The 21,137-nt window shown below is 63.6% G+C and carries 20 protein-coding genes; 12 read left to right on the top strand and 8 right to left on the bottom strand.

The genetic code is table 11. From position 1 onward, the window contains the following. The first annotated feature begins 270 nt into the window (after window positions 1-270). Window positions 271-1,017 carry a GntR family transcriptional regulator gene (locus AC3D25_RS12675; RefSeq protein ID WP_488888724.1) on the top strand — a complete coding sequence of 249 codons (747 nt, stop codon included), beginning with the start codon at window positions 271-273 and terminating at the stop codon, window positions 1,015-1,017. Between the two features lie 6 nt (window positions 1,018-1,023). On the opposite strand, the gene AC3D25_RS12680 is transcribed toward AC3D25_RS12675, so the two are convergent. Further along, window positions 1,024-2,403 (bottom strand): CoA transferase, encoded by a 1,380-nt coding sequence (locus AC3D25_RS12680; protein WP_488888725.1) that lies wholly within the window; start codon window positions 2,401-2,403, stop codon window positions 1,024-1,026. A 176-nt stretch (window positions 2,404-2,579) separates the two neighbouring features. Between AC3D25_RS12680 and mdtD the strand changes: the two genes are divergently transcribed. After that, window positions 2,580-3,968, top strand: coding sequence for a multidrug transporter subunit MdtD (mdtD, locus tag AC3D25_RS12685; RefSeq protein ID WP_488889685.1), 1,389 nt, complete (start codon window positions 2,580-2,582; stop codon window positions 3,966-3,968). A gap of 252 nt (window positions 3,969-4,220) precedes the next feature. After that, entirely contained in the window at window positions 4,221-5,495 is a 1,275-nt protein-coding gene (locus tag AC3D25_RS12690) for an EAL domain-containing protein (protein ID WP_488888726.1), read from the top strand. A 104-nt stretch (window positions 5,496-5,599) separates the two neighbouring features. On the opposite strand, the gene sodB is transcribed toward AC3D25_RS12690, so the two are convergent. Both sodB and xseA read right to left on the bottom strand, forming a co-directional pair. Next, entirely contained in the window at window positions 5,600-6,181 is a 582-nt protein-coding gene (gene sodB, locus AC3D25_RS12695; protein WP_488888727.1) for a superoxide dismutase [Fe], read from the bottom strand. 230 nt (window positions 6,182-6,411) lie between these two features. Further along, window positions 6,412-7,779, bottom strand: a complete 1,368-nt coding sequence (gene xseA, locus AC3D25_RS12700; RefSeq protein WP_488888728.1) for an exodeoxyribonuclease VII large subunit — start codon at window positions 7,777-7,779, stop codon at window positions 6,412-6,414. A 466-nt stretch (window positions 7,780-8,245) separates the two neighbouring features. Here xseA and lpxK point away from each other — a divergent pair, with 466 nt between their 5' ends. The 5 genes from lpxK (at window position 8,246) to AC3D25_RS12725 (ending at window position 12,211) form a co-directional block, all read left to right on the top strand. After that, a complete protein-coding gene (lpxK, locus tag AC3D25_RS12705; RefSeq protein ID WP_488888729.1) occupies window positions 8,246-9,262 on the top strand; it encodes a tetraacyldisaccharide 4'-kinase in 1,017 nt (338 codons plus the stop codon). Further along, window positions 9,243-9,446 (top strand): Trm112 family protein, encoded by a 204-nt coding sequence (locus AC3D25_RS12710; RefSeq protein WP_488888730.1) that lies wholly within the window; start codon window positions 9,243-9,245, stop codon window positions 9,444-9,446. Before lpxK ends, AC3D25_RS12710 begins: the two co-directional genes overlap by 20 nt. A gap of 19 nt (window positions 9,447-9,465) precedes the next feature. Then, window positions 9,466-10,275, top strand: coding sequence for a 3-deoxy-manno-octulosonate cytidylyltransferase (gene kdsB / locus AC3D25_RS12715; RefSeq protein WP_488888731.1), 810 nt, complete (start codon window positions 9,466-9,468; stop codon window positions 10,273-10,275). Between the two features lie 366 nt (window positions 10,276-10,641). Then, complete coding sequence (adk, locus tag AC3D25_RS12720; RefSeq protein WP_488888732.1) at window positions 10,642-11,304, top strand: adenylate kinase; 663 nt, start codon at window positions 10,642-10,644, stop codon at window positions 11,302-11,304. Between the two features lie 148 nt (window positions 11,305-11,452). Beyond that, window positions 11,453-12,211 carry a 3-hydroxyacyl-CoA dehydrogenase gene (locus AC3D25_RS12725; RefSeq protein WP_488888733.1) on the top strand — a complete coding sequence of 253 codons (759 nt, stop codon included), beginning with the start codon at window positions 11,453-11,455 and terminating at the stop codon, window positions 12,209-12,211. Window positions 12,212-12,269: 58 nt separating this feature from the next. Here the strand turns inward: AC3D25_RS12725 and AC3D25_RS12730 are convergent, their stop codons facing one another. Together AC3D25_RS12730 and murJ are read right to left on the bottom strand one after the other, a co-directional pair. After that, window positions 12,270-13,118, bottom strand: a complete 849-nt coding sequence (locus tag AC3D25_RS12730; protein WP_488888734.1) for a SirB1 family protein — start codon at window positions 13,116-13,118, stop codon at window positions 12,270-12,272. Then, complete coding sequence (gene murJ, locus AC3D25_RS12735) at window positions 13,115-14,728, bottom strand: murein biosynthesis integral membrane protein MurJ (protein ID WP_488889686.1); 1,614 nt, start codon at window positions 14,726-14,728, stop codon at window positions 13,115-13,117. Before murJ ends, AC3D25_RS12730 begins: the two co-directional genes overlap by 4 nt. 343 nt (window positions 14,729-15,071) lie before the next feature. Between murJ and rpsT the strand changes: the two genes are divergently transcribed. Further along, window positions 15,072-15,353, top strand: a complete 282-nt coding sequence (gene rpsT / locus AC3D25_RS12740) for a 30S ribosomal protein S20 (protein WP_488888735.1) — start codon at window positions 15,072-15,074, stop codon at window positions 15,351-15,353. A gap of 200 nt (window positions 15,354-15,553) precedes the next feature. On the opposite strand, the gene AC3D25_RS12745 is transcribed toward rpsT, so the two are convergent. After that, the gene (locus tag AC3D25_RS12745) at window positions 15,554-15,880 is read right to left on the bottom strand and encodes a DUF3579 domain-containing protein (protein ID WP_488889687.1); all 327 of its coding nucleotides are present in this window, start codon (window positions 15,878-15,880) and stop codon (window positions 15,554-15,556) included. A gap of 520 nt (window positions 15,881-16,400) precedes the next feature. On the opposite strand from AC3D25_RS12745, the gene argF reads away from it, so the two are divergent. Together argF and AC3D25_RS12755 are read left to right on the top strand one after the other, a co-directional pair. After that, window positions 16,401-17,330 carry an ornithine carbamoyltransferase gene (argF, locus tag AC3D25_RS12750; RefSeq protein WP_488888736.1) on the top strand — a complete coding sequence of 310 codons (930 nt, stop codon included), beginning with the start codon at window positions 16,401-16,403 and terminating at the stop codon, window positions 17,328-17,330. A 157-nt stretch (window positions 17,331-17,487) separates the two neighbouring features. Beyond that, window positions 17,488-18,717 carry an argininosuccinate synthase gene (locus tag AC3D25_RS12755; protein WP_488888737.1) on the top strand — a complete coding sequence of 410 codons (1,230 nt, stop codon included), beginning with the start codon at window positions 17,488-17,490 and terminating at the stop codon, window positions 18,715-18,717. 60 nt (window positions 18,718-18,777) lie between these two features. On the opposite strand, the gene murB is transcribed toward AC3D25_RS12755, so the two are convergent. Further along, the gene (gene murB / locus AC3D25_RS12760; protein ID WP_488888738.1) at window positions 18,778-19,797 is read right to left on the bottom strand and encodes a UDP-N-acetylmuramate dehydrogenase; all 1,020 of its coding nucleotides are present in this window, start codon (window positions 19,795-19,797) and stop codon (window positions 18,778-18,780) included. Window positions 19,798-19,942: 145 nt separating this feature from the next. Between murB and AC3D25_RS12765 the strand changes: the two genes are divergently transcribed. After that, complete coding sequence (locus AC3D25_RS12765; protein ID WP_488888739.1) at window positions 19,943-20,428, top strand: YajQ family cyclic di-GMP-binding protein; 486 nt, start codon at window positions 19,943-19,945, stop codon at window positions 20,426-20,428. Between the two features lie 60 nt (window positions 20,429-20,488). On the opposite strand, the gene plsY is transcribed toward AC3D25_RS12765, so the two are convergent. Further along, the gene (gene plsY / locus AC3D25_RS12770) at window positions 20,489-21,100 is read right to left on the bottom strand and encodes a glycerol-3-phosphate 1-O-acyltransferase PlsY (protein ID WP_488888740.1); all 612 of its coding nucleotides are present in this window, start codon (window positions 21,098-21,100) and stop codon (window positions 20,489-20,491) included. Window positions 21,101-21,137: the final 37 nt, after the last annotated feature.

The following is a 21,137-nucleotide window of genomic DNA, read 5'->3' on the forward strand; positions in this document are numbered from 1 at the left end:
TATTCGAGGTGGACACTTAGGCGGATAAGCTGCTTTCTTTGGTTACTTTCTTTGCAGCAGCAAAGAAAGTGACTGCTGCCGCGCATAGCGGCGTGCTAATAGACCTACACGAAAGCAAGTTCCCAAGAAGCGCCAGCAAACAAAAGCAAGGGCGCGAGCAAAACCAAACCCCGGCGCCAGCCGACCCCCGTCCGTGAAAGCCCCAAAATAACAAAAGCAACCCCCATGGGCGCGTTAAAATCGCCCCCTTGGCCCTCATGCGTCCGCTTTATGAACTCGATCACGGAAGACCGCTGGCGGGACCTGCGCCCGGACCCGGACAGCGACACTCCGCTCTACCTGCAACTCGCCCGCAAACTCGCCAACGCGATCCACGATAATCGCTGGAACGCCGGTGAGGCGCTGCCGTCGGAACGGGTTCTGTCGGAGGCGCTCGGGGTCTCGCGCATCACGTCGAGAAAAGCCATCGCGCTCCTCGTCGAGCAAGGGCTCATCCGCCGCACGCAAGGCGCGGGCAGTTTCATCACGCCGCGCTACGAAGACCCGCTGTCGCGGCTGTCGAGCTTCAGCGAAATGCTCCGCCGACGCGGCTTCACGCCCAGTTCAAAGTGGATCTCGCGCGTGATCGAACCGGCCAATCGCGACGAAGTCATCCAGCTCGGGCTCTCGCCCGCCGCCGCCGTCACGCGCCTGCGCCGTCTGCGGCTCGCGGATGGCATCGTGATGGCTGTCGAAAACTCCACCTTCCCGGCCGCGCTGATCCCCGATCCGCAAGCGATCGGCGATTCGCTCTACAGCTTTCTCGAACAACGCGGTCTGTCGATCGTTCGCGCCCTGCAACATTTCCGCGCGGTCAACGCGAGCGCGGAGATCGCCGGGCAAATGGGCATCGCGCCGCACGACGCGCTGCTGCTGATTACGCGCGTCGGCTATACCGCCGATCAACGCGCGATCGAACTCACCGACACCTACTGCCGCAACGACTACTACGATTTCGTCGCGGAATTGCGCAAGTAAAGCCACTCACCAGCGCGCTTCGTCCGTGCCGATCGGCGCCGGCGGGCGCGACCAGCCCGGCGGCGTCGCGGACATGCGCTCCGCCGGTTGCGTGCAGGTGAGGCCGCCGAACGGCGAGTCGACGGTTTGCAGCGCGTCGCGCACATCGTCGATAGTCGGGTCGGCCGCGCGCTGACCGTTTTCCAGCGTTCCCATCGACTGTAACCAACGGCCCGTCTGCGCGAGCGACACGCGCACGAGCCAGCTTCCGCCTTCTATCGCCCGCCGCCGCAGCGCGACCATCGCGCCGACCGCGGCGAGGTAACCCGTCGCGTGATCGAGCGCCTGACACGGCAGATGACGCGGCGCGGCCTGCCCCGCCGCTTGCGCCTCGGTCCATGCAATCCCGCTCGCGGACTGAACCAGGCTGTCGAAGCCGCGCCTTTGCGCCCACGGACCTTCGTGCCCATAAGCCGAAACCGTCGTATAGACGATCCCCGGCCGCAAGCGCGCCGCCTCCTCGGGACCAAAACCAAGCGCGGCCAGCGCGCCCGGTCGATACGACTGAAGAAAGACATCGGCATCGGCGACGAGGCGCTGCATCGTGTCGCGCGCGGACGGCTCGCGCAGATCGAGCGCGGCCGAACGCTTGCCGCGCCCGTTGTCGATCACGAGCGGCGCAATATTCGGCAGATGCGGCCCGTTGACGAGCAACACGTCCGCGCCGTGCTGCGCGAGCGTGCGCCCAGCAACCGGCCCGGCGATGATCCGGCTCAGATCGAGCACCCGCACGCCGGACAGCGGACACGCGGCCTCGGTCGCGCCAATCGGCTCGGGCGGCGCGTCGCCGATCCGCAGCACCTCCAGCAGCGGCAACGACGCGACCGCTTGCGCCTGCGGCAACGCGCCCCATTCATCGGGCGAGCGGATCAGCGCAGCGCACAGACCCGCGTCTGCGAGCGTCTGATCGAGCGTCGCGCCGTCCCAGCCGCGAATCGCCTGCGTGACCGACGCGTGGTCGTCCGCGCAGCCGAGCACGCGCACGACGCCCGCCCGGTGATGCGCGAAGTTCGTGTGCAACTGGATCCAGCGGCCGTCGCGCGTTTCGAAAAAACCCATCAGCGGGTCGCGCAATTCGGGCGCGGCGCCCGCGTCGATCCGCAAATACCGCTCGCTGCGAAACGCGACGCACGCGCGCCGCAGATCCACCTCGACCGTCTGCGCGCGGCCGGTGCGCTCGCGGAAACACTCTGCGGCGGCGAGCGCGGACGCGGCGATCGTCGCGCCTGCCAGCGCGCCGATGCGGTAAACGGACGGCAATTGCGGATCGTCGCCATCGATCGATACGTTGTCGAGCGCGGCGGGATCGCAAGCGGCGGCGTGCCAAATCTGTTCGAGCGGCGTCATGTCGGCCTCGCGGAAATTTTGAGACGAAGCCCAGTCTACGGTCGAAGGCGACAGCGGATCAACGCCGTAAGCGCTTAAAATCACCGCACCGCTTTCCCGGACCCGCTGCGCAGACCATGCCCGACACCCTCACCTCGACCGCCGCGCCGCCGCCGTCGGGTCGCTCGCTCACGATCATGCTGTGGCTCGTCGCCACTGGCTTTTTCATGCAGACGCTGGATTCGACCATCGTCAATACCGCGCTGCCCGCGATGGCGCGCAGTCTCGGCGAAGCGCCGCTGCGCATGCAGGGCGTGGTGATCGCGTATTCGCTCACGATGGCGATGATGATTCCCGTCTCGGGCTGGCTCGCCGACAAACTCGGCACGCGGCACGTCTTTTTCAGCGCGATTCTGGTGTTCACGGTCGGCTCGCTGCTCTGTGCCAACGCGCAGACGCTCACGCAACTCGTCGCGTTCCGGGTGGTGCAAGGTGTCGGCGGCGCGATGCTGCTGCCGGTCGGGCGGCTCGCCGTGCTGCGCGTGTTTCCGGCCGAGCGGTATTTGTCGGCGTTGTCGTTCGTCGCGATTCCGGGGCTGATCGGACCGCTGATCGGCCCGACGCTCGGCGGCTGGCTCGTGCAGATTGCGTCGTGGCACTGGATCTTTTTGATCAACGTGCCGGTCGGGATCGCCGGCTGTATCGCGACGCGTCTCTACATGCCCGACAGCCGCAACCCGGCGACCGCCCGCTTCGACCTGCCAGGCTACCTGCTGCTCGCGGCCGGGATGGTCGCGCTCACGGTGTCGCTCGACGGTCTCGCCGATCTCGGCCTTCAGCACGCCATCGTGCTCGTGCTGCTGATCCTGAGTTTCGGCTGCTTCGTCGCTTACGGCCTGCACGCCACGCGCGCGGCGCAACCGCTTTTCCCGCTCGATCTGTTCAAGATCCACACGTTCAGCGTCGGCTTGCTCGGCAACCTGTTCGCGCGGATCGGCAGCGGCGCAATGCCTTACCTTATCCCGCTTCTGCTCCAGGTGAGCCTCGGCTTTTCCGCGTTCGAGGCGGGGTTGATGATGCTGCCGGTCGCCGCCGCGGGCATGGCGGCGAAGCGCGTCGTGACGCGGCTGATCGAGAATTACGGTTACCGGCAGGTGCTCGTGGTGAACACCGTGCTGGTCGGCCTGATGATGGCGAGCTTTTCGCTGGCGAGCGCGCACCAGCCGATGTGGCTGCGGCTTGTCCAACTCGCGATCTTCGGTAGCGTCAATTCCATGCAGTTCACCGCGATGAACACGCTCACGCTGAAAGACTTGGGCACCGGCGGCGCGAGCAGCGGCAACAGCCTGTTCTCGCTCGTCCAGATGCTCTCGATGAGCCTCGGTGTGACCGTCGCGGGCGCGATCCTCGCGACCTTCACGGATCTCCTGCCGCGCGTCACCGCGACCAACTCGCTGCCTGCGTTCCACGCGACGTTTCTCTGCGTCGGCGTGATAACGGCAGCTTCCGCGTGGATCTTCGCGCAACTGGCGCCGGAAATCCGCGCGGTCGCGCCGAACAAGACCGATCCATCTGAATCGCACTAGTCCGAACGATCTAGCCGAAACGGACGGAGCGGGCAGCATTATTCCGCCATCGCAGCGTGCGTGATGCACCTGCGAGGTGCGGCGAAAGCGCCGAAACGCACGTCCGATTTCGCGCCAAGCCAGCCAATGCAACGCACCGCCAGGCCGCGCGGCCATCCCGAAAACGTTGCACATGCGCATGCTTCTTGCTCGTGGCTTCCTTCGCCTATCCTGTAAACTCGTGTGTTTTCGCATCCGGCATTGCCACCTACCATGAGCATGGTTGATATCGACCCTCCCCGCTTCCAGCCGCCACGTCCCGTGGCGGGCGACGACGGCTCGCGGCGCACCGTTCTGTACGGCGAATACACCGTGTTCAGCGTGTTTCAGCCGGTCTTTTCGGTGTCGCATCGGCGCGCGGTCGGCTATCACGCGTCGCTGCGCGCCCGCGACGATTCCGAGCGGCATGTGCCGTCGCATGAAGTATTCACGCAGGCCGCGCGGCGCGGCGACCTGCTCGAACTCGGGCGGCTCGCGGAATCGCTGCATCTGGGCAACTTCTTCGCCTTCGACAGCGACGACGAATGGCTCTTCTTAAGCCTGCACCCCGCCGCGCTGATGGACACGAGCTACGGCGACGCGCTGCTCGCCGCGTTGAAGGTGATCGGCTTGCCGCCACAGCGCGTCGTGCTCGAAGTGCCCGAGCAAGCGGGCGGCGAGACCACGCGCTTCGCGGAAATCATCGATTCGCTGCGCAAGTCGGGGTTCCTGATCGCGCTCGACGGGTTCGGCGTGAAGCATTCCAACATCGACCGCGTGTGGCATCTGCGGCCCGATATCGTCACGCTCGACCGCTGCATTTTGCAGCAGGCGAGCGAGCATTCGCATATCGAGCGCGTGCTGCCGGGGCTGGTTTCGCTGCTGCACGAATCGGGACAGCTAGTGCTGATGGGCGGTTTATCGACCGAACGCGACGCGCTGATCGCGCTCGAATGCAACGTCGATTTCGTGCAGGGCGCGTACTTCGCGGGGCCGAGCGTCGAAGCGGTGAAGCCGCAGGCCGCGCAGGGCGTGATGGACGCGTTGTCGGCGGCCTCGCGCGAACGCGTGTGGGCCCGCGAACGTGCCCAAGCCACGCGGCTCGCGCCTTATGTCACCGGGCTGGAGAACGCGGCGACGCGGTTGATCGGAGGCGAGGCGCTTGTGCTCGCGACGCACGACTTGCTGCAGCTTCACGAAACGGCGCGCTGTTTCCTGCTCGACGGTGCCGGACGTCAGATCGGCGATAACGTGCTGCCGGCCGCGCGCGCATCGCAGCGCGCCAAGCGTTTCCGGCCGCTGCTGCATTCGGAAGGCGCGAGTTGGGAACGGCGTCCGTATTTCATCGAGGCGCTGCGTTCGCCGGGCCGCGTACATTTGACGGCCCCGTATTTGTCGATCAACGAGGCGCATTTGTGCGTAACGGCGTCGATCGCCGCGCAAACGCCGCGCGGATTGCAGGTGCTGTGCGTGGATATCAACTGGGATGCGGCGACGAATCGACGGTAAACGTATTTGGCTGCGCAAAAAGAAAAAGCCCTCGTCAGAGGGCTTTTCTTTTCTAAGCGCGACACGTTCGACTGTAGACCCCAACGTTCGCGCTACCTTCAGCTTTATGCAGCGAAATTCGACGCGGCAAATTCCCAGTTCACGATGTTCCAGTAAGCATCGATGAACTTCGGACGCGCATTGCGATAGTCGATGTAATAAGCGTGTTCCCACACGTCGATGGTCAGGAGCGCCTTCGAATCCGTGGTCAGCGGCGTGGCCGCGTTGCTCGTCGAAACGATATCGAGCGAACCGTCCGTCTTCTTCACGAGCCACGCCCAGCCCGAGCCGAACGTGCCGATCGCGACCTTCGCGAACTCTTCCTTGAACTTGTCGTAGGAGCCCCACTTCGCGTTGATCGCGTCGCCGAGCGCGCCCGACGGAGCGCCGCCACCCTTGGGCGACAGGCTGTTCCAGAAGAACGTGTGATTCCAGACTTGTGCTGCATTGTTGAACACACCGCCCGACGCCTTCTTGACGATTTCTTCGAGCGACAGATTTTCGAATTCGGTGCCCGGAATCAGCTTGTTCAGATTCGTCACATAGGTCTGGTGATGCTTGCCATAGTGGTACTCAAGCGTTTCTTCCGACATGTTCGGAGCGAGCGCGTTCTTGTCGAACGGCAGCGGCGGGAGCGTATGTTCCATTTTGCGAGCTTCCTTCTATGTTGATTGTGGGGATCTGAGGAGTGAGGCAGTGGAGCACTCGATTGTAGGCGACTTGGGATAACCCCGCAAACCACGGGCCTTTATGAGCAGGATCGGTTTCCGGTGCGTTTTCGCGGCGTAAAAAATGCTCGGCGCACGGCTCGCGAGCGTCAAAACTACAGGTCCGCGAGGTGCTTTTCCGCGCGCCGATTCATCGGTGGAAACGGCGATCAGAATTCGTCGGAGAGACGCGGCTGGACATCCGCGAGCAGCACATCCGCCGATCCTTCCGCCAGATGAACGGTCAGCGCCCGCTTCGGCTTGAGCGCGCCCGGCGTGCGTACGGCGCGGCCCGTCTGCGTGTCGATGAGCGCTGCGTAACCGCGTTCCAATGTGCGCTGCGGACTCAGCACGGCGAGACGCGCGGCGAGTTCGGAGACCCGCGCGGCCGAGCGTTCATGACGGCGCGTCTGTGCGCTGTCGAGCCTTGTCGCGACGCGCATCAGATCTTCGCGCGCGGCATCGAGATCGGGACGCCAGCGCTGCCAGCGCAACTGCACCAGCGCGAAACGCCCGCGCGCGTCGCGAACGGGGCGCGCGCCAGCGGAAACGAGGCGCGTCGCAAGTTGTCGCAGATGCGTCCGCTGACGTTCGAGCCGTTCGGCCGGGCTCACGAGCCTGCGCGCGAGCCAGTCTAGTTGTTGCTCGCGGCGCTCCATCATCCGGCCGAAACCGCGTGCGAGCGTGGCGTGCCGTTGATCGAGATCGCGCAGCAGCAACACGCGCTGCGGGCTGACGAGTTCGGCGGCGGCGGTCGGCGTCGGCGCGCGGACATCGGCGGCGAAATCGGCGATGGTGAAATCCGTCTCGTGCCCGACACCCGACACCACCGGCACCGCGCTCTCGGCGATCGCGCGGGCGAGCACTTCCTCGTTGAACGCCCACAAATCCTCGATCGAACCGCCACCGCGACACACGATCAGCACGTCCACCTCACGGCGGCGGCTCGCGCTATCGACCATCGCGGCGAGCTTCGCGGACACGCCCGCGCCCTGCACCGGCGCGGGATACACGATAACCGGCACGTGCGGCGCGCGACGCGCGAGCGTCGTCAGCACGTCGCGCAAAGCGGCAGCCTGTAAGGACGTCACCACGCCGATCGCCCGCGGATGCGCCGGCAGCGCGCGTTTGCGCTCGGCGGCGAACAAGCCCTCGGCTTCGAGTTGCGCCTTCATCCGCAGGAACGCTTCGAAGAGACGCCCCTGACCGGTGCGTCGCACGGCTTCCACGTTCAGTTGCAGTTCGCCGCGCGGTTCGTACATCGTGACGAGCGCGCGCACCTCGATCTTGTCGCCTTCGCGCGGCGTGAAATCGGCGTGCTGGGCGCGTCCGCGAAACATGACGCAGCGCATCTGCGCCTGCGCGTCCTTGATCGAAAAATACCAGTGGCCGCTCGCCGCACGCGTGAAATTCGACACTTCGCCGCCGACCCAGACGAGCGGAAACGAGCGTTCCAGCATCGAGCCGATCGCTCGGTTAAGCGCGGAAACGGGAATGACGGCGTCGCCGGCGGCGGGCGTGAGGGCTTCGGAATTCATGTTTGGGCAGGCAGAGAAGTCGGCCAGACGGACGATACGCGAATCGGACAAGCGGCGTTGAAAACGTCGCGAAGTGTAGCAAGTGTCCACATGGCAGGAATTACCGATTGGCGGAAAAGGCCGACCGGGAACCCGCATCGGCTCGTTCTATATCGTTGTTTTATAACGGTTTTCCATGAAAGATCAGGCGTTTTCTCGAAGCAAGTCTTGCCTGACGCGGATCCCAGGCATTTGGTCGCCAAGTTGCTCACAGAGTTATCCACAGGCTGGCAAAGCCATCGCGAGCGCTATCTCGCGCCGGGCGCGACTGGCGTCCGCGCGTGCGCCGCGCTAGAGTGCCGGGTCCGAGGCGACGCGGGCTACGCGCCGCGCCGTCCATCCTTTGGAGAATCCGTGCCGATGCAAAGGCGACATCCGTTACGCGTCCCGACGACGCGCGTTATCCGCCAAGCCGCCCGAGCCTGCCATGTCTGACTTCAAACCGCCGATCGAAAATTTCCTCGCCCGCGAGTGGCGCAAGCGCGGTTACGTCGCGTGGGCATTGACGCCGTTCGCGTGCGTGTTCGGCGCGGTCGCGGCGGTTCGGCGCGCGTGCTTCGCGCTCGGCTGGATCAAGCAGATCGACGTCGGCGTGCCGGTGGTGGTGGTTGGCAACGTGACGGTCGGCGGGACCGGCAAGACGCCGACCGTGATCGCGCTGGTCGCGGCGTTGCGCGCGGCGGGTTACACGCCGGGCGTGGTGTCGCGCGGATACGGCGCGAAGATCGCCGAAGCCACCGCCGTCACGTCGACGAGCGCGCCCGACGAAGTCGGCGACGAGCCGCTCCTGATCGCTCGGCGCACGCATGCGCCGGTCGTGGTGGCGCCGGATCGCGTGGCCGCCGCGCAAGCGTTGCTGAAGGCGAATCCGTCGGTGGACGTGATCGTGAGCGACGACGGCCTGCAGCATTACCGGCTCGCCCGCGCGTTCGAACTCGTGGTGTTCGACGACCGGCTCGGCGGCAACAACTTTCTGCTGCCCGCCGGTCCGTTGCGCGAGCCGATGTCGCGCCATCGCGATGCCACGCTCATCAACAGCCCTTACGAGCGCGCGCTGCCGCCGTGGCCGAACACGTTCCCGCTCGACCTGCAATCGGGAGACGCCTGGCTTCTCGACGACCCCGCCGTGCGCCGTCCGCTCGCGCAGTTCGCGGGCGAGAAGGTGACGGCGGCGGCGGGCATCGGCTCGCCCGAGCGCTTCTTCGCCACCCTGCGCGCAGCGGGCATCGCGCCGACGACCCGCGCGTTCCCCGACCACTACACGTATCGCGACAATCCGTTCGGCGCAGTGGACGCGGATTCGATCCTGATCACCGAGAAGGATGCAGTAAAATTCGGGGCCTGGCGCGACGCGCGCATCTGGGTCGTACCAGTCGAAGCCGTCCTAAGCCCCCGCCTCATCGCTCTAGTTGTGGAGAAACTCCGTGGACGCACGCCTGCTTGAAATTCTCGTTTGCCCGATCTGCAAGACCCAGCTCACGTATGACCGCGCCGCGCAGGAACTCATCTGCAGCGTCGACAAACTCGCCTACCCGATCCGCGACGGCATTCCCGTCATGCTGACCGAAGAAGCGCGCCAGACCGTCGAAGGCACGCCCGTCGAGCCGATCAAGCCGGCCGGCAACTGATTTTCCCGCCCAGTCCGCCATGTCGAAAACCCCCGCTGCCACGCCGCCCTTCATCGCCGTTGTTCCCGCTCGTCTCGCGTCCACGCGCCTGCCGGACAAGCCGCTTGCGGACATCGGCGGCAAGCCGATGGTCGTGCGTGTCGCTGAGCGCGCGCGACTGTCGGGCGCGCAGCAAGTGCTCATCGCGACCGATTCGGAGCGCGTGGTCGAGGTGGCGAACGCGCACGGCATCGAAGTGCTGCTCACGCGCGCCGATCATCCGAACGGCACGGACCGGCTCGCGGAAGTCGCGACCCATTTCGGCTGGAGCGACGACACCATCGTCGTGAACGTGCAGGGCGACGAGCCGCTCATCGACCCCGCGCTGGTGCGCAACGTGGCCGCGCATCTGGCGACGCACGCGTCGTGCGCGATCGCGACCGCCGCGCATCCCATCCACGATCCCGCCGACGTGTTCAGCCCGAACGTCGTCAAGGTCGTGCTCGACGCAAACAGCGTCGCGCTGTATTTTTCGCGCGCGCCGATTCCGTGGTCGCGCGATGCGTGGCAGCAGCACTGGCCGAACGTCGGCGAGATCGCGGCGCGCTCGCCATTGCCGACGAACGTGCTGCGCCATATCGGGCTGTATGCGTATCGCGCGAAATTTCTGCGCGTTTATCCGACGCTCGCGGTGGCGCCCATCGAGGAAGCCGAGGCGCTCGAACAACTGCGCGCGATGTGGCATGGCGAGCGCATCGCCGTGCTGGTGACGAACGACGCACCGCCGCCGGGCGTCGATACACCCGCCGATCTCGCGCGCGTCCGCTCGCTGTTTCCTGGCGCGACCTAAGGTCGCACGCGGGTCGCACGCGGGTCGCACGCGGGTCGCGGTCGGGTCGCGGTCGGGTCGCGGTCGGGTCGCCCGCAAGTTCTCGCGCGCTCATCGTAAACCCCGCTCCGCCCCGTATAACGGGCATCTCAGCCGTTTTTTACGGCCGCGACCGTTGCAAGGCGTGGCATAATCGGGCGTTTGCGCGAGCCATCCGGTCAGCGCCATCGCTCACGTTGCGCCGCTGTCGACTGGGTCGCGCCGTCTCTTTCCGAAACGGCTCTGCCCGTATGTCTTTCCGACGCCGCCGTGCGCGCCCGCGTGATTCCCGGATGCCAGATTAAGCCTCGCGCCGCTGCGGTTTTCATACGATTCGGAGATATCACCATGCGTTTGATCCTGTTGGGCGCCCCCGGCGCGGGCAAGGGCACTCAGGCAAACTTCATCAAGGAACAGTTCGGCATTCCGCAAATCTCGACCGGCGACATGTTGCGCGCGGCTGTGAAGGCGGGTTCGCCGCTCGGCGTCGAAGCAAAGCGTTTCATGGACGCCGGCGAACTCGTGCCGGATACGCTCATCATCAATCTCGTGAAGGAACGCCTCCAGGCACCGGACTGCGCGAATGGTTATTTGTTCGACGGTTTTCCGCGTACGCTGCCGCAAGCCGATGCCATGAAGAACGCGGGCGTCGCGATCGATTACGTGCTTGAAATCGACGTTCCGTTCGACGAAATCATCGTGCGCATGAGCGGGCGTCGCGTGCACGCGGCGTCGGGACGGACGTATCACGTCAAGTTCAATCCGCCGAAGAACGACATGACGGACGACGTGACGGGCGAGCCGCTGATCCAGCGCGACGACGACAAGGAAGAGACGGTGAAGAAGCGTCTCGACGTGTATGTCGCGCAAACCAAGCCGCTGATCGATTACTACAACAACTGGTCGCAGCACGGCGAAACGAACGGCCTGAAGGCGCCGGAATATCGTCGTATTTCGGGCCTCGGCACGGTCGATGAAATCCGCGCCCGCGTGGTCGATGCGTTGAAGTAACGCCTGACACACGCAGCACTGCACGAAACCCGCTTACCCGCGGGTTTTTTTACGCTTGGCGCTGGCGCGCCCGACGCTCGAACGTTGCAAAAAAAGCCACCGGCTACAATCGCCCGAACGACGCAGATTTAACCAAGGAGCCATCAGCATGGAGATTCGAGATAACGTATTCCTGATCACGGGCGGCGCATCGGGCCTCGGCGCGGCGACCGCGCGGCTTGTCGCGGAGCACGGTGGCAAGCCGGTCATCGCCGACATGAATCAGGCCGACGGCGAAGCGCTAGCGCAGGAACTCGGCGGCGTTTTCGTGAAATGCGACGTGAGTCAGGAAGCGGACGGCGCGCGCGCGGTGGAAGCGGCGACGCAACTCGGCTCGCTGCGCGGTCTCGTGAACTGCGCGGGCATCGCGCCGGCGTCGAAAACGGTCGGACGCGACGGCCCTCACCCGCTCGATCTGTTCGCGAAAACCATCGGCGTGAACCTGATCGGCACGTTCAACATGATCCGGCTCGCGGCCGCCGCGATGTCGAAAAACGAGCCGAACGGGGCGGGCGAGCGCGGCGTGATCGTGAACACGGCGTCGGTCGCCGCCTACGACGGGCAGATGGGACAGGCGGCGTATGCCGCGTCGAAGGGCGGAGTCGTCGGCATGACGCTGCCGATCGCGCGCGACCTCTCGCGCAACGCGATCCGCGTCATGACCGTCGCGCCCGGCATCTTCGAGACGCCGATGCTGCTCGGCATGCCGCAGGAAGTGCAGGACGCGCTCGGCGCAATGGTGCCGTTCCCGTCGCGACTCGGCAAACCGGCGGAATACGCGATGCTCGTGAAGCAGATTTTCGACAATCCGATGCTGAACGGCGAAGTGATCCGCCTCGACGGCGCGATCCGGATGCAGCCGAAATAAGCTGGCGAAAACAAAAAACGGCGGCCCGTGGGCCGCCGTTTTCTTTTGCGCGAACGGCTCAATCGCCGTCGTGCTGCGTGCGCTGCCGCAAATCGTGTAGCTCCGTTTCCACGACGGTCGCGTCCTCGGCGTCCGGCCGGTCATCGAGATAATGCTGGAGGTCTTCGAGCGCGGGCCGAAGATAATCGAGCCGCGAATACGCGAATCCACGGTCGCGCACTTCCTCGATACTTCCCGGCAACACGATCACGAGCCGCTGCTGAACGGCGAGCAAACGCTGCCACCGTTCCGTCTGAAGATAGACGCTCTTGAGATTGCGCAGCATCCGCGTGACGATTTCGCGCCGCGTCGCGGGTTGCAGCAACATGCGCAGCGCGCTGCCGATCGACTCGCCGACGCGCTGCACAAACGGTTCCAGCAAATCCACCATCTGCGCTTCCGACAACGAATGCCCGGTCGTCGGATCGAGCATCACGTCGCCGTCGGGCGTCGTTACGCGCAGCAAAAAATGGCCGGGAAACGAGACGCCGCGCACCGGAATACCCAGTTGCTCGCTCATTTCCAGATAAATCACGGACAGCGAAATAGGGATGCCGCGCCGACGCCGCAGCACGACATTCAGGTGGCTGTTGTCCGGATCGTAGTAATCGTTGAGGTTGCTCGAAAAGCCGAGTTCGCGAAAAAAGAACCGGTTGAGCACGCCGACTTTCTGCTTGATGTCGGCGTTATCGGGCATACGGCGGCGCACGCGCAGCACGAGTTCGTCGATTTCGGCCAGCACGCCCTGAATATCGAGATCAGGATAAGCGTCCTGCGCAATCGACAGCGCCGCCTCCGTCAGCGGCAGACTTTCGTCTTCCGCCACCAGCGTCGAAAAATAATCGAGGATGCGCGTGCTTGTCGTCAAAGCGTTCGCCTTTTGAAATACGCGTACTTGAAGCCCATCGCCGAGAGCATACCGAAATATAGCGCGGCAAAGACCGTGAGGCACGCACCGAGCAGCACGATTCGCTCCAGCGGGTCCGCGCGCATGCCGATCCAGTCGAAATTGCCCGACACCCAGTGCATCACGCCGGCCAGCACGAGGCACGCGCCGATCAACTGAACGAAAAAGCGCAGCCAGCCCGCCGACGGCTGATAAATGCCGCGCTTTCGCAATCCGATAAACAGCAGCAACGCATTCACGCATGCGCCGAGCCCGATCGACAGCGTCAGGCCGGCGTGCGCGAAAATCGGCACGAAAACGTAATTGCTCAGTTGCGTGACGATCAGCACGCCGACCCCGATTTTCACCGGCGTCTTGATGTCCTGCTTCGCGTAGAAGCCGGGCGCGAGAATCTTGATCAGGATCAGGCCGGTCAGCCCGATGCCGTACGCCGCGAGCGCGCGCGCGACCATCACGACGGAATTCGCATCGAATTTTCCGTAGTGAAAGAGCGTCGCTGTCAGCGGCTCGGCGAAAAATAAGAGCGCGACCGCGCTTGGAGCGGCGAGCAGGAACGTAATGCGCAGGCCCCAGTCGAGCAGCGCGGAATATTCGGTGGCGTCGCCGTCGAGGTGCGCTTTCGACAAACTTGGCAGAAGGATCGTGCCGAGCGCCGCGCCGAGCAGCGCGGTCGGAAATTCCATCAGACGATCGGAGTAGTTGATCCACGACACCGCGCCGGGCCCGAGCCGCGACGCAATATTCGTATTGATGATCAAGCTCAATTGTCCGACCGACACGGCGAACATCGCGGGCACCATCTTCCAGAGCACGCGTTTCACGCCCGGATGCCGCAGCGCGCGGAAAAAATTCAGGCCGATCCGCGGCACCATGGCGATTTTCTTTAAGCCAGGCAACTGCACGAGAAACTGCAAAATCCCGCCGACAATCACCGCGTAAGCCAGCGCGTAGACCGGCATTTTCATGTGGGGCGCGACGAAAATAGCCGCGCCGATAAACGACACGTTCAGCAACACGGGCGCGAACGCGGGCAGCGAGAATTGCTTGTAGGTGTTGAGCACGCCTGACGCGAGCGTCGTGAGCGAGATGAAGATGATGTACGGGAACATGATCCGCGTCATCGTGACAGCGAGCGTGTAGGCCTGGCCGTCCTGCTTCAGACCGGACGCCACGGCGAACACGACCCACGACGCCCCCGCCACGCCCGCCACCGACAGCACGGCGAGCGCCCAGGCGAGCACGGTGGACATCGCATCGACGAGCGCCTTGGTTGGGTCGTGACCCTGGCTGTTCTTGAACTCGGCGAGGATCGGGACGAAGGCCTGCGAGAACGCGCCTTCCGCCGAGAGACGGCGCAGCAGGTTCGGAATCCGGAAGGCGACGTAGAACGCGTCGGTGTATTGGCTCGCACCGAAGGCTCGCGCGATCAGCGTTTCGCGGACCAGACCGGTCACGCGCGACAGCAGCGTGAAGCCGCTGACGGTAAGGAGGGCTCGGAATAGATTCATGGGGCGCTTATTATACGGGCGGCGCAGTGCGGCCTTCGAGGGATGGACCGCATAGATCAGAATTCGCCGTGGGAGTGAGCGGGGAACGCAATGAAGGACCGCGATTGGTCCGCCGTGAGCCGATGTGGTTCCCTTTTTAGCTCTTTCGGCTAGCCGCCGGGCGTCGGCCACGCAGGTCAGGCTTGTCACATCTCGTATTTCGTTGCTATAATCTCCGGTTTCGAAGCTCCGTAAAGGTGTCTATACGGTGCCTTCGCGTCTTTTTTCGACGTTTTTTGCGCTCTCGGGCAATCGTTCCCAAGGGTTTAGATCAAAGCAGCGCATACGATTTCTCTTGTGCGGCCTATTGCCGGAAGCGATGAGGGAAGCGCTGAAACATATAGCTGGAACAGGATAAGGAACCGTCATGGCAAACACCGCACAAGCACGCAAGCGCGCCCGTCAAGCCGCAAAAGCAAACTCGCACAACTCGGCACTGCGCTCGAAGTTCCGCACCGCCATCAAGGCTGTCCGCAAGGCGATCGACGCCGGCGACAAGGCCAAGGCTGCTGAAATTTTCCAGAACTCGGTCAAGACGATCGACATCATCGCCGACAAGCGCATCGTTCACAAGAACAAGGCCGCTCGCCATAAGAGCCGCCTGGCTGCAGCCATCAAGGGTCTGCAAGCTCCGGCAGCAGCACAGTAATTCCGGCTCGCCGCCGGAAACGTTGGAGTCTGTGTCCGACCGAGTCGAATAACTCGATATCAGTTCGGCGCGATGGCTCCCACTCCGGCCGCCGCCTCCTGTTGAGCTGCCCTGTTTCAGCTGCTTCAGCAACAAAAAAGCCCGCTTTCGCGGGCTTTTTTGTTGTCTGGCCTGCTGTCTGCCAGACACCAATTTCTGGTTTAACGCTGCTGCGTGCCGTGATGCGGCGGAAGTTCACACGCCTCGGTAACGAGCAGATCGTTGTCCTTCGCGAAGTTCATCACGAAGTCGAAAGCCATGGGTTCGATGTCGCGCAACCGCGAGTCGAGAATGACTGTTTTCACGTTGCCCAACATGGTCGGCCGGACGTAGACCGAATATTGCAGCCGGGCGTTGGGTCCCCGTCGCGCCGGGCCATACGCGGACATCACACCGCAAAGTCGCTCGGACCAGTCGCTCGGCCGAAACGTCTTGCCGCTTTTTGTAACGCCTTGAATGAAGAACTCGGTCGGGGTTGTTTCGGCCATGTAGGAATACCTATTTGACGGCCGGCGCAGAAGGCCGGCGAACGCGCATGCATGAGCGGCAACGCGTGGGCGCCGAGCACGGAACTTTAGACGGGCGACCACCGCAACCACGACGATGCAGCGATCGGCATCGGATTTGGTTTCAGGCAACGGAGACGGAACGGCGCGGGGTTTGCAAGCCTGCCTGGCGTCCCTCCGGCAAGCCGCGCTGCCGGTCAAATCCGCCACTCACCACGCTCGTCACCACGCTTTTCAAACCGTTCTAACTCACTGAATTCGCTGGTTTGAAGCCGCGCTGAAACCTCAACGATTATACAGCAGCAGCCCTTTTTCCGCACTGCACACAAGCCTGCAAACGCCTTGCGACCGGCCTTCGCGGCGCGCCCCTGCAATCGCGCCTATGCCTTTTGGCCGACTCGTCAAACGCGGGAAATTCCTTTATGCTCGTTTGTGATACCACCCTTTTCGGCGGCGAAGTCCGGCTAAATTCCCACCGGGCCCGAGCCGCCGTCTGCGTTTCATGACCGCCAAAAAAATTCGCCACTACCTTCAGTTCAAGGATTTCTCGCTCGACGATTACGAATACGTACTCGAACGCGCGCGCATCCTGAAGCGCAAGTTCAAGAGCTACGAGACGTATCATCCGCTGCACGACCGCACGCTTGCGATGATCTTCGAGAAGAACTCGACGCGCACGCGTCTCTCGTTCGAAGCTGGCATTTTCCAGCTCGGCGGTCACGCGGTGTTCCTTTCCACGCGGGACACGCAGCTCGGCCGCGGCGAACCCATCGAAGACGCGGCGCAGGTGGTCTCGCGCATGGTCGATATCATCATGATCCGCACGTTTGGCCAGGAAATCATCCAGCGTTTCGCGGATAACTCGCGCGTGCCGGTCATCAACGGCCTGACGAACGAATACCATCCGTGTCAGGTTCTGGCCGATATCTTCACGTTCTACGAACTGCGCGGGCCGATCGCGGGCAAGACCGTCGCGTGGGTCGGCGACGCGAACAACATGCTCTACACGTGGATCGAGGCGGCGCAGATTCTCGGCTTCAAGTTGCGGCTCTCGACGCCCGCGGGCTACAAGCTCGACCGCGCGCTGGTGTCGGAGGACAGCGCGCCGTTCTACGAGGAATTCGACGACCCGAACGAAGCGTGCGCGGGCGCCGATCTCGTCACCACGGATGTGTGGACCAGCATGGGTTTCGAGGCGGAGAACGAGGCGCGCAAGAAGGCGTTCGCCGAGTATTGCGTCGACGCGGAAATGATGGCGCGCGCCAATCCGGACGCGCTTTTCATGCACTGCCTGCCCGCGCATCGCGGCGAGGAAGTGAGCGCGGAAGTGATCGACGGGCCGCAGAGCGTCGTTTGGGACGAGGCCGAAAACCGGCTGCACGTTCAGAAAGCGCTGATGGAATATCTGCTGCTCGGCAAGCTCAACCACTAGGCCACAGCGCTTGTGGCAGCACACGATTTAAGCGCCGCACTATCCCGAAATTGCGGCCGAAATTGCGGAAACGCGGCGATTTAATGTCAAAATAGCGTTTTCCCCGCGTCCAGATGCACATTGCGGCGCGCATTGTCACGAGCCACACGAGTTCACCATGAGCGATATCAAGAAAGTCGTGCTCGCCTATTCGGGCGGCCTCGACACCTCCGTCATCCTGAAATGGTTGCAGGACAACTACGACGCCGAAGTCGTCACGTTCACGGCCGACATCGGCCAGGGCGAAGAACTCGAACCGGCGCGCAAGAAGGCGCTGCAACTGGGCATCAAGCAGGAAAACATCTTCATCGAAGATCTGCGCGAAGAGTTCGTGCGCGACTACGTGTTCCCGATGTTCCGCGCGAATACCGTGTACGAGGGCGAATATCTGCTGGGCACGTCGATCGCGCGTCCGTTGATTGCGAAGCGTCAGATCGAGATCGCGCGTGCTTCTGGCGCGCAAGCCGTGTCGCACGGCGCGACCGGCAAGGGTAACGATCAGGTCCGTTTCGAGCTCGGCTATTACGGTCTGGAGCCGGGTATCAAAGTGATCGCGCCGTGGCGCGAGTGGGATCTGCTGTCGCGCGAAAAGCTGCTGGCTTACGCGGAAAAAGCGGGCATTCCGATCGAAATGAAGCATAAGCAGGGCGGCGCGCCGTACTCGATGGACGCGAACCTGCTGCACATTTCGTTCGAAGGCCGCCATCTGGAAGACCCGAAGGCGGAAGCGGAAGCCGATATGTGGCGCTGGACCGTCGCGCCGGAAGATGCGCCGGATCAGCCGGAATATCTCGATATCGAATTCGAGCACGGCGACCCGGTCGCACTCAACGGCAAGCGCCTGTCGCCCGCCGACATGCTCACCGAACTGAACCGTCTGGGCGGCAAGCACGGCATCGGACGTCTGGATCTGGTCGAAAATCGCTATGTCGGCATGAAGTCGCGCGGCTGCTATGAAACGCCGGGCGGCACGATCATGCTGAAGGCGCACCGTGGTATCGAGTCGATCACGCTCGACCGCGAAGTCGCGCATCTGAAGGACGACCTGATGCCGCGTTACGCCTCGCTGATTTACAACGGCTACTGGTGGAGCCCGGAGCGCGCGGCGCTGCAGGTGCTGATCGACCATACGCAGGCCAAGGTGAACGGCTGGACGCGCGTGAAGCTGTATAAGGGCAGCGTGTCGGTAGTGGCGCGCGATTCGAAGAACACGCTGTTCGACAAGAACATCGCGACCTTCGACGACGACGGCGGCGCGTATAACCAGGCCGACGCCGGCGGCTTCATCAAGCTGAACGCGTTGCGGATGCGGATCGCGGAAAACGCGCGCCGTCAGCGCGGCGATTGATTTTTCTTCGCGTCAGAGAAAACCCGCCGATGGCGGGTTTTTTTACGCGCTAAGCCAACCCTACAAACATACAGGTTCGGCCTCTAACTCCACTTCGAAGCGCGCGAGTACGTCGCGTTTGATGGCTTCGGCGAGTTCGAGCACTTGCGCGCCCGTCGCGCCGCCGCGGTTCACGAGCACGAGCGCTTGCCGGTCGTGGACCGCCGCCGCGCCGATCGCGCGCCCTTTCCAGCCGCATCGGTCGATCAGCCAGCCCGCCGCGAGCTTTACCTGCCCATCCGGCTGGCGATACGACACGATCTCCGGCTCGCGCGCGCTCAACATCTCGAAGGCGGACGCGCTCACCACCGGATTCTTGAAGAAACTGCCCGCGTTGCCGAGCACCGTCCAGTCCGGCAACTTCGCGCGGCGCACGGCGACCACGGCGTCGAAAATGGCTTTCGGTCCCTCGCTTTGCGACTCGCCCAGCGCGCGGGCGATATCGGCGTAATCCGCGCGCGGCGTCCACGCTTTCGGTAGACGAAACACCACCGACGTAATGACGAAGCGCCCACGCCCCGCCCGCTTGAAGAAACTATCGCGGTAGCCGAACGCGCAGGTATCGCGATCCATTTCCACCGTTTCACCGCTCGCGATATCCACCGCCCGCAAGCGCTCGAAGCGCTCGCCCATTTCGAGCCCGTAAGCGCCGATATTCTGGATCGGCGCGGCGCCGACCGTGCCGGGAATCAGCGCGAGATTCTCCAGTCCGGGCATGCCTTGCGCCAGCGTCCAGGCGACGAAATCGTGCCAGTTTTCGCCCGCGCCGGCTTCGACGAAATACGCGTCGGCGCTCTCGTCCACCACGCGCTTCCCCGCGATCCGGACCAGCAACGCGACGCCGTCGAAATTGCGCGTCAGCACGACGTTGCTGCCGCCGCCGAGCACGAGCCGCGCAGAATCGCGCAGGCGCTGATCGTTCGTGAGCGCGGCGACCTGCTGCTCGCTTTCCAGCGTGCCGCCGAGACGCGCGCGAACGTCGAAGCCGAACGTGTTGTGGGCGTGCAGGGAAAAGTCGGGAATCAGCGGGAGTTCGGACATGGAAACGGCAAAACCAGGCAAGGAGCAACAAGCGGCGCGCTTGGGCAAAACAGGACGGCGTCGGTAGAATGACGTTCGGTCCGTGATTATAGCGAGTGCGCGCGTGCGTTACGCCGCGCGCTTGCCTCAACGAAGGGGAATAGAGATGCCATCGTTTGACGTCGTCAGCGAAGCAAACATGATCGAAGTGAAAAACTCGATCGAGCAGTCGAACAAGGAAATTTCCACGCGCTTCGACTTCAAGGGTTCGGATGCGCGCGTCGAGCAGAAAGAGCGCGAACTGACGCTCTTTGCAGACGACGACTTCAAACTCGGCCAGGTGAAGGACGTGCTGCTCTCGAAACTCGCGAAACGCGGCGTGGACGTGCGTTTCCTCGATTACAAGAAGATCGAGAAGATCGGTGGCGACAAGCTGAAGCAGATCGTCGAGATCAAGAAAGGCGTCTCGGGCGACCTGGCGAAGAAGATCGTCAAGCTGGTCAAGGACAGCAAGATCAAGGTGCAGGCGAGCATTCAGGGCGACGCGGTGCGCGTGTCCGGCACGAAGCGCGACGACCTGCAGAGCGCCATCGCGATGCTGAAGAAGGACGTGACCGACACGCCGCTCGACTTCAACAACTTCCGCGACTGATCCGCCGGAATACGCGAAAAGCCGCCCTCGGGCGGCTTTTTCGTTTGAAACGACGCACTTTTACGCAGTCTTTTTCTTCTGCCCGATCCGGCTCTCCTGCCCGTTCAGCAGCTTCGAAATATTACCCCGATGACGCCAGATGAGCAGCGCGCTCATCGCGGCGACGGCGATCGAGATGCGGCTCGGCCCGAACAGAAAGACCTGGAAGAACGGCGCAAAAACTGCCGCCACGAGCGCCGCGAGCGACGAATACCGGAAGAAGAACGCGATGATGAGCCACGTCAGCAGCGTCGCGAGACCGAGCGCCGGATGGATCGCGAGCAGCACGCCCGCCGCCGTCGCGACGCCCTTGCCGCCCTGAAAGCGGAAGAATATCGGATAGAGATGGCCGAGGAACACGGCGATCGCGGCGAGCGCGATGGCCGTCGAGTCGAGACCGAAGCGCGCGCCGAAATGTACGACGAGCCAGACGGCGAGCCAGCCCTTGAACGCGTCGCCGAGCAGCGTGAGCACGGCGGCGAGTTTGTTGCCAGTGCGCAGCACGTTGGTCGCGCCCGGGTTGCCGGAGCCGTAGGAGCGCGGGTCGTCGAGGCCCATGGCCGCGCTCACCACGACGGCAAACGAAATCGAGCCGATCAGGTAGGCCGCGATCGCGACGATCAGATTGTTCATGGATTCAACTCTTTCAACGTATCGGGGATGGCGCGCA

This window comes from Caballeronia sp. SL1002 (genome assembly GCF_057814995.1).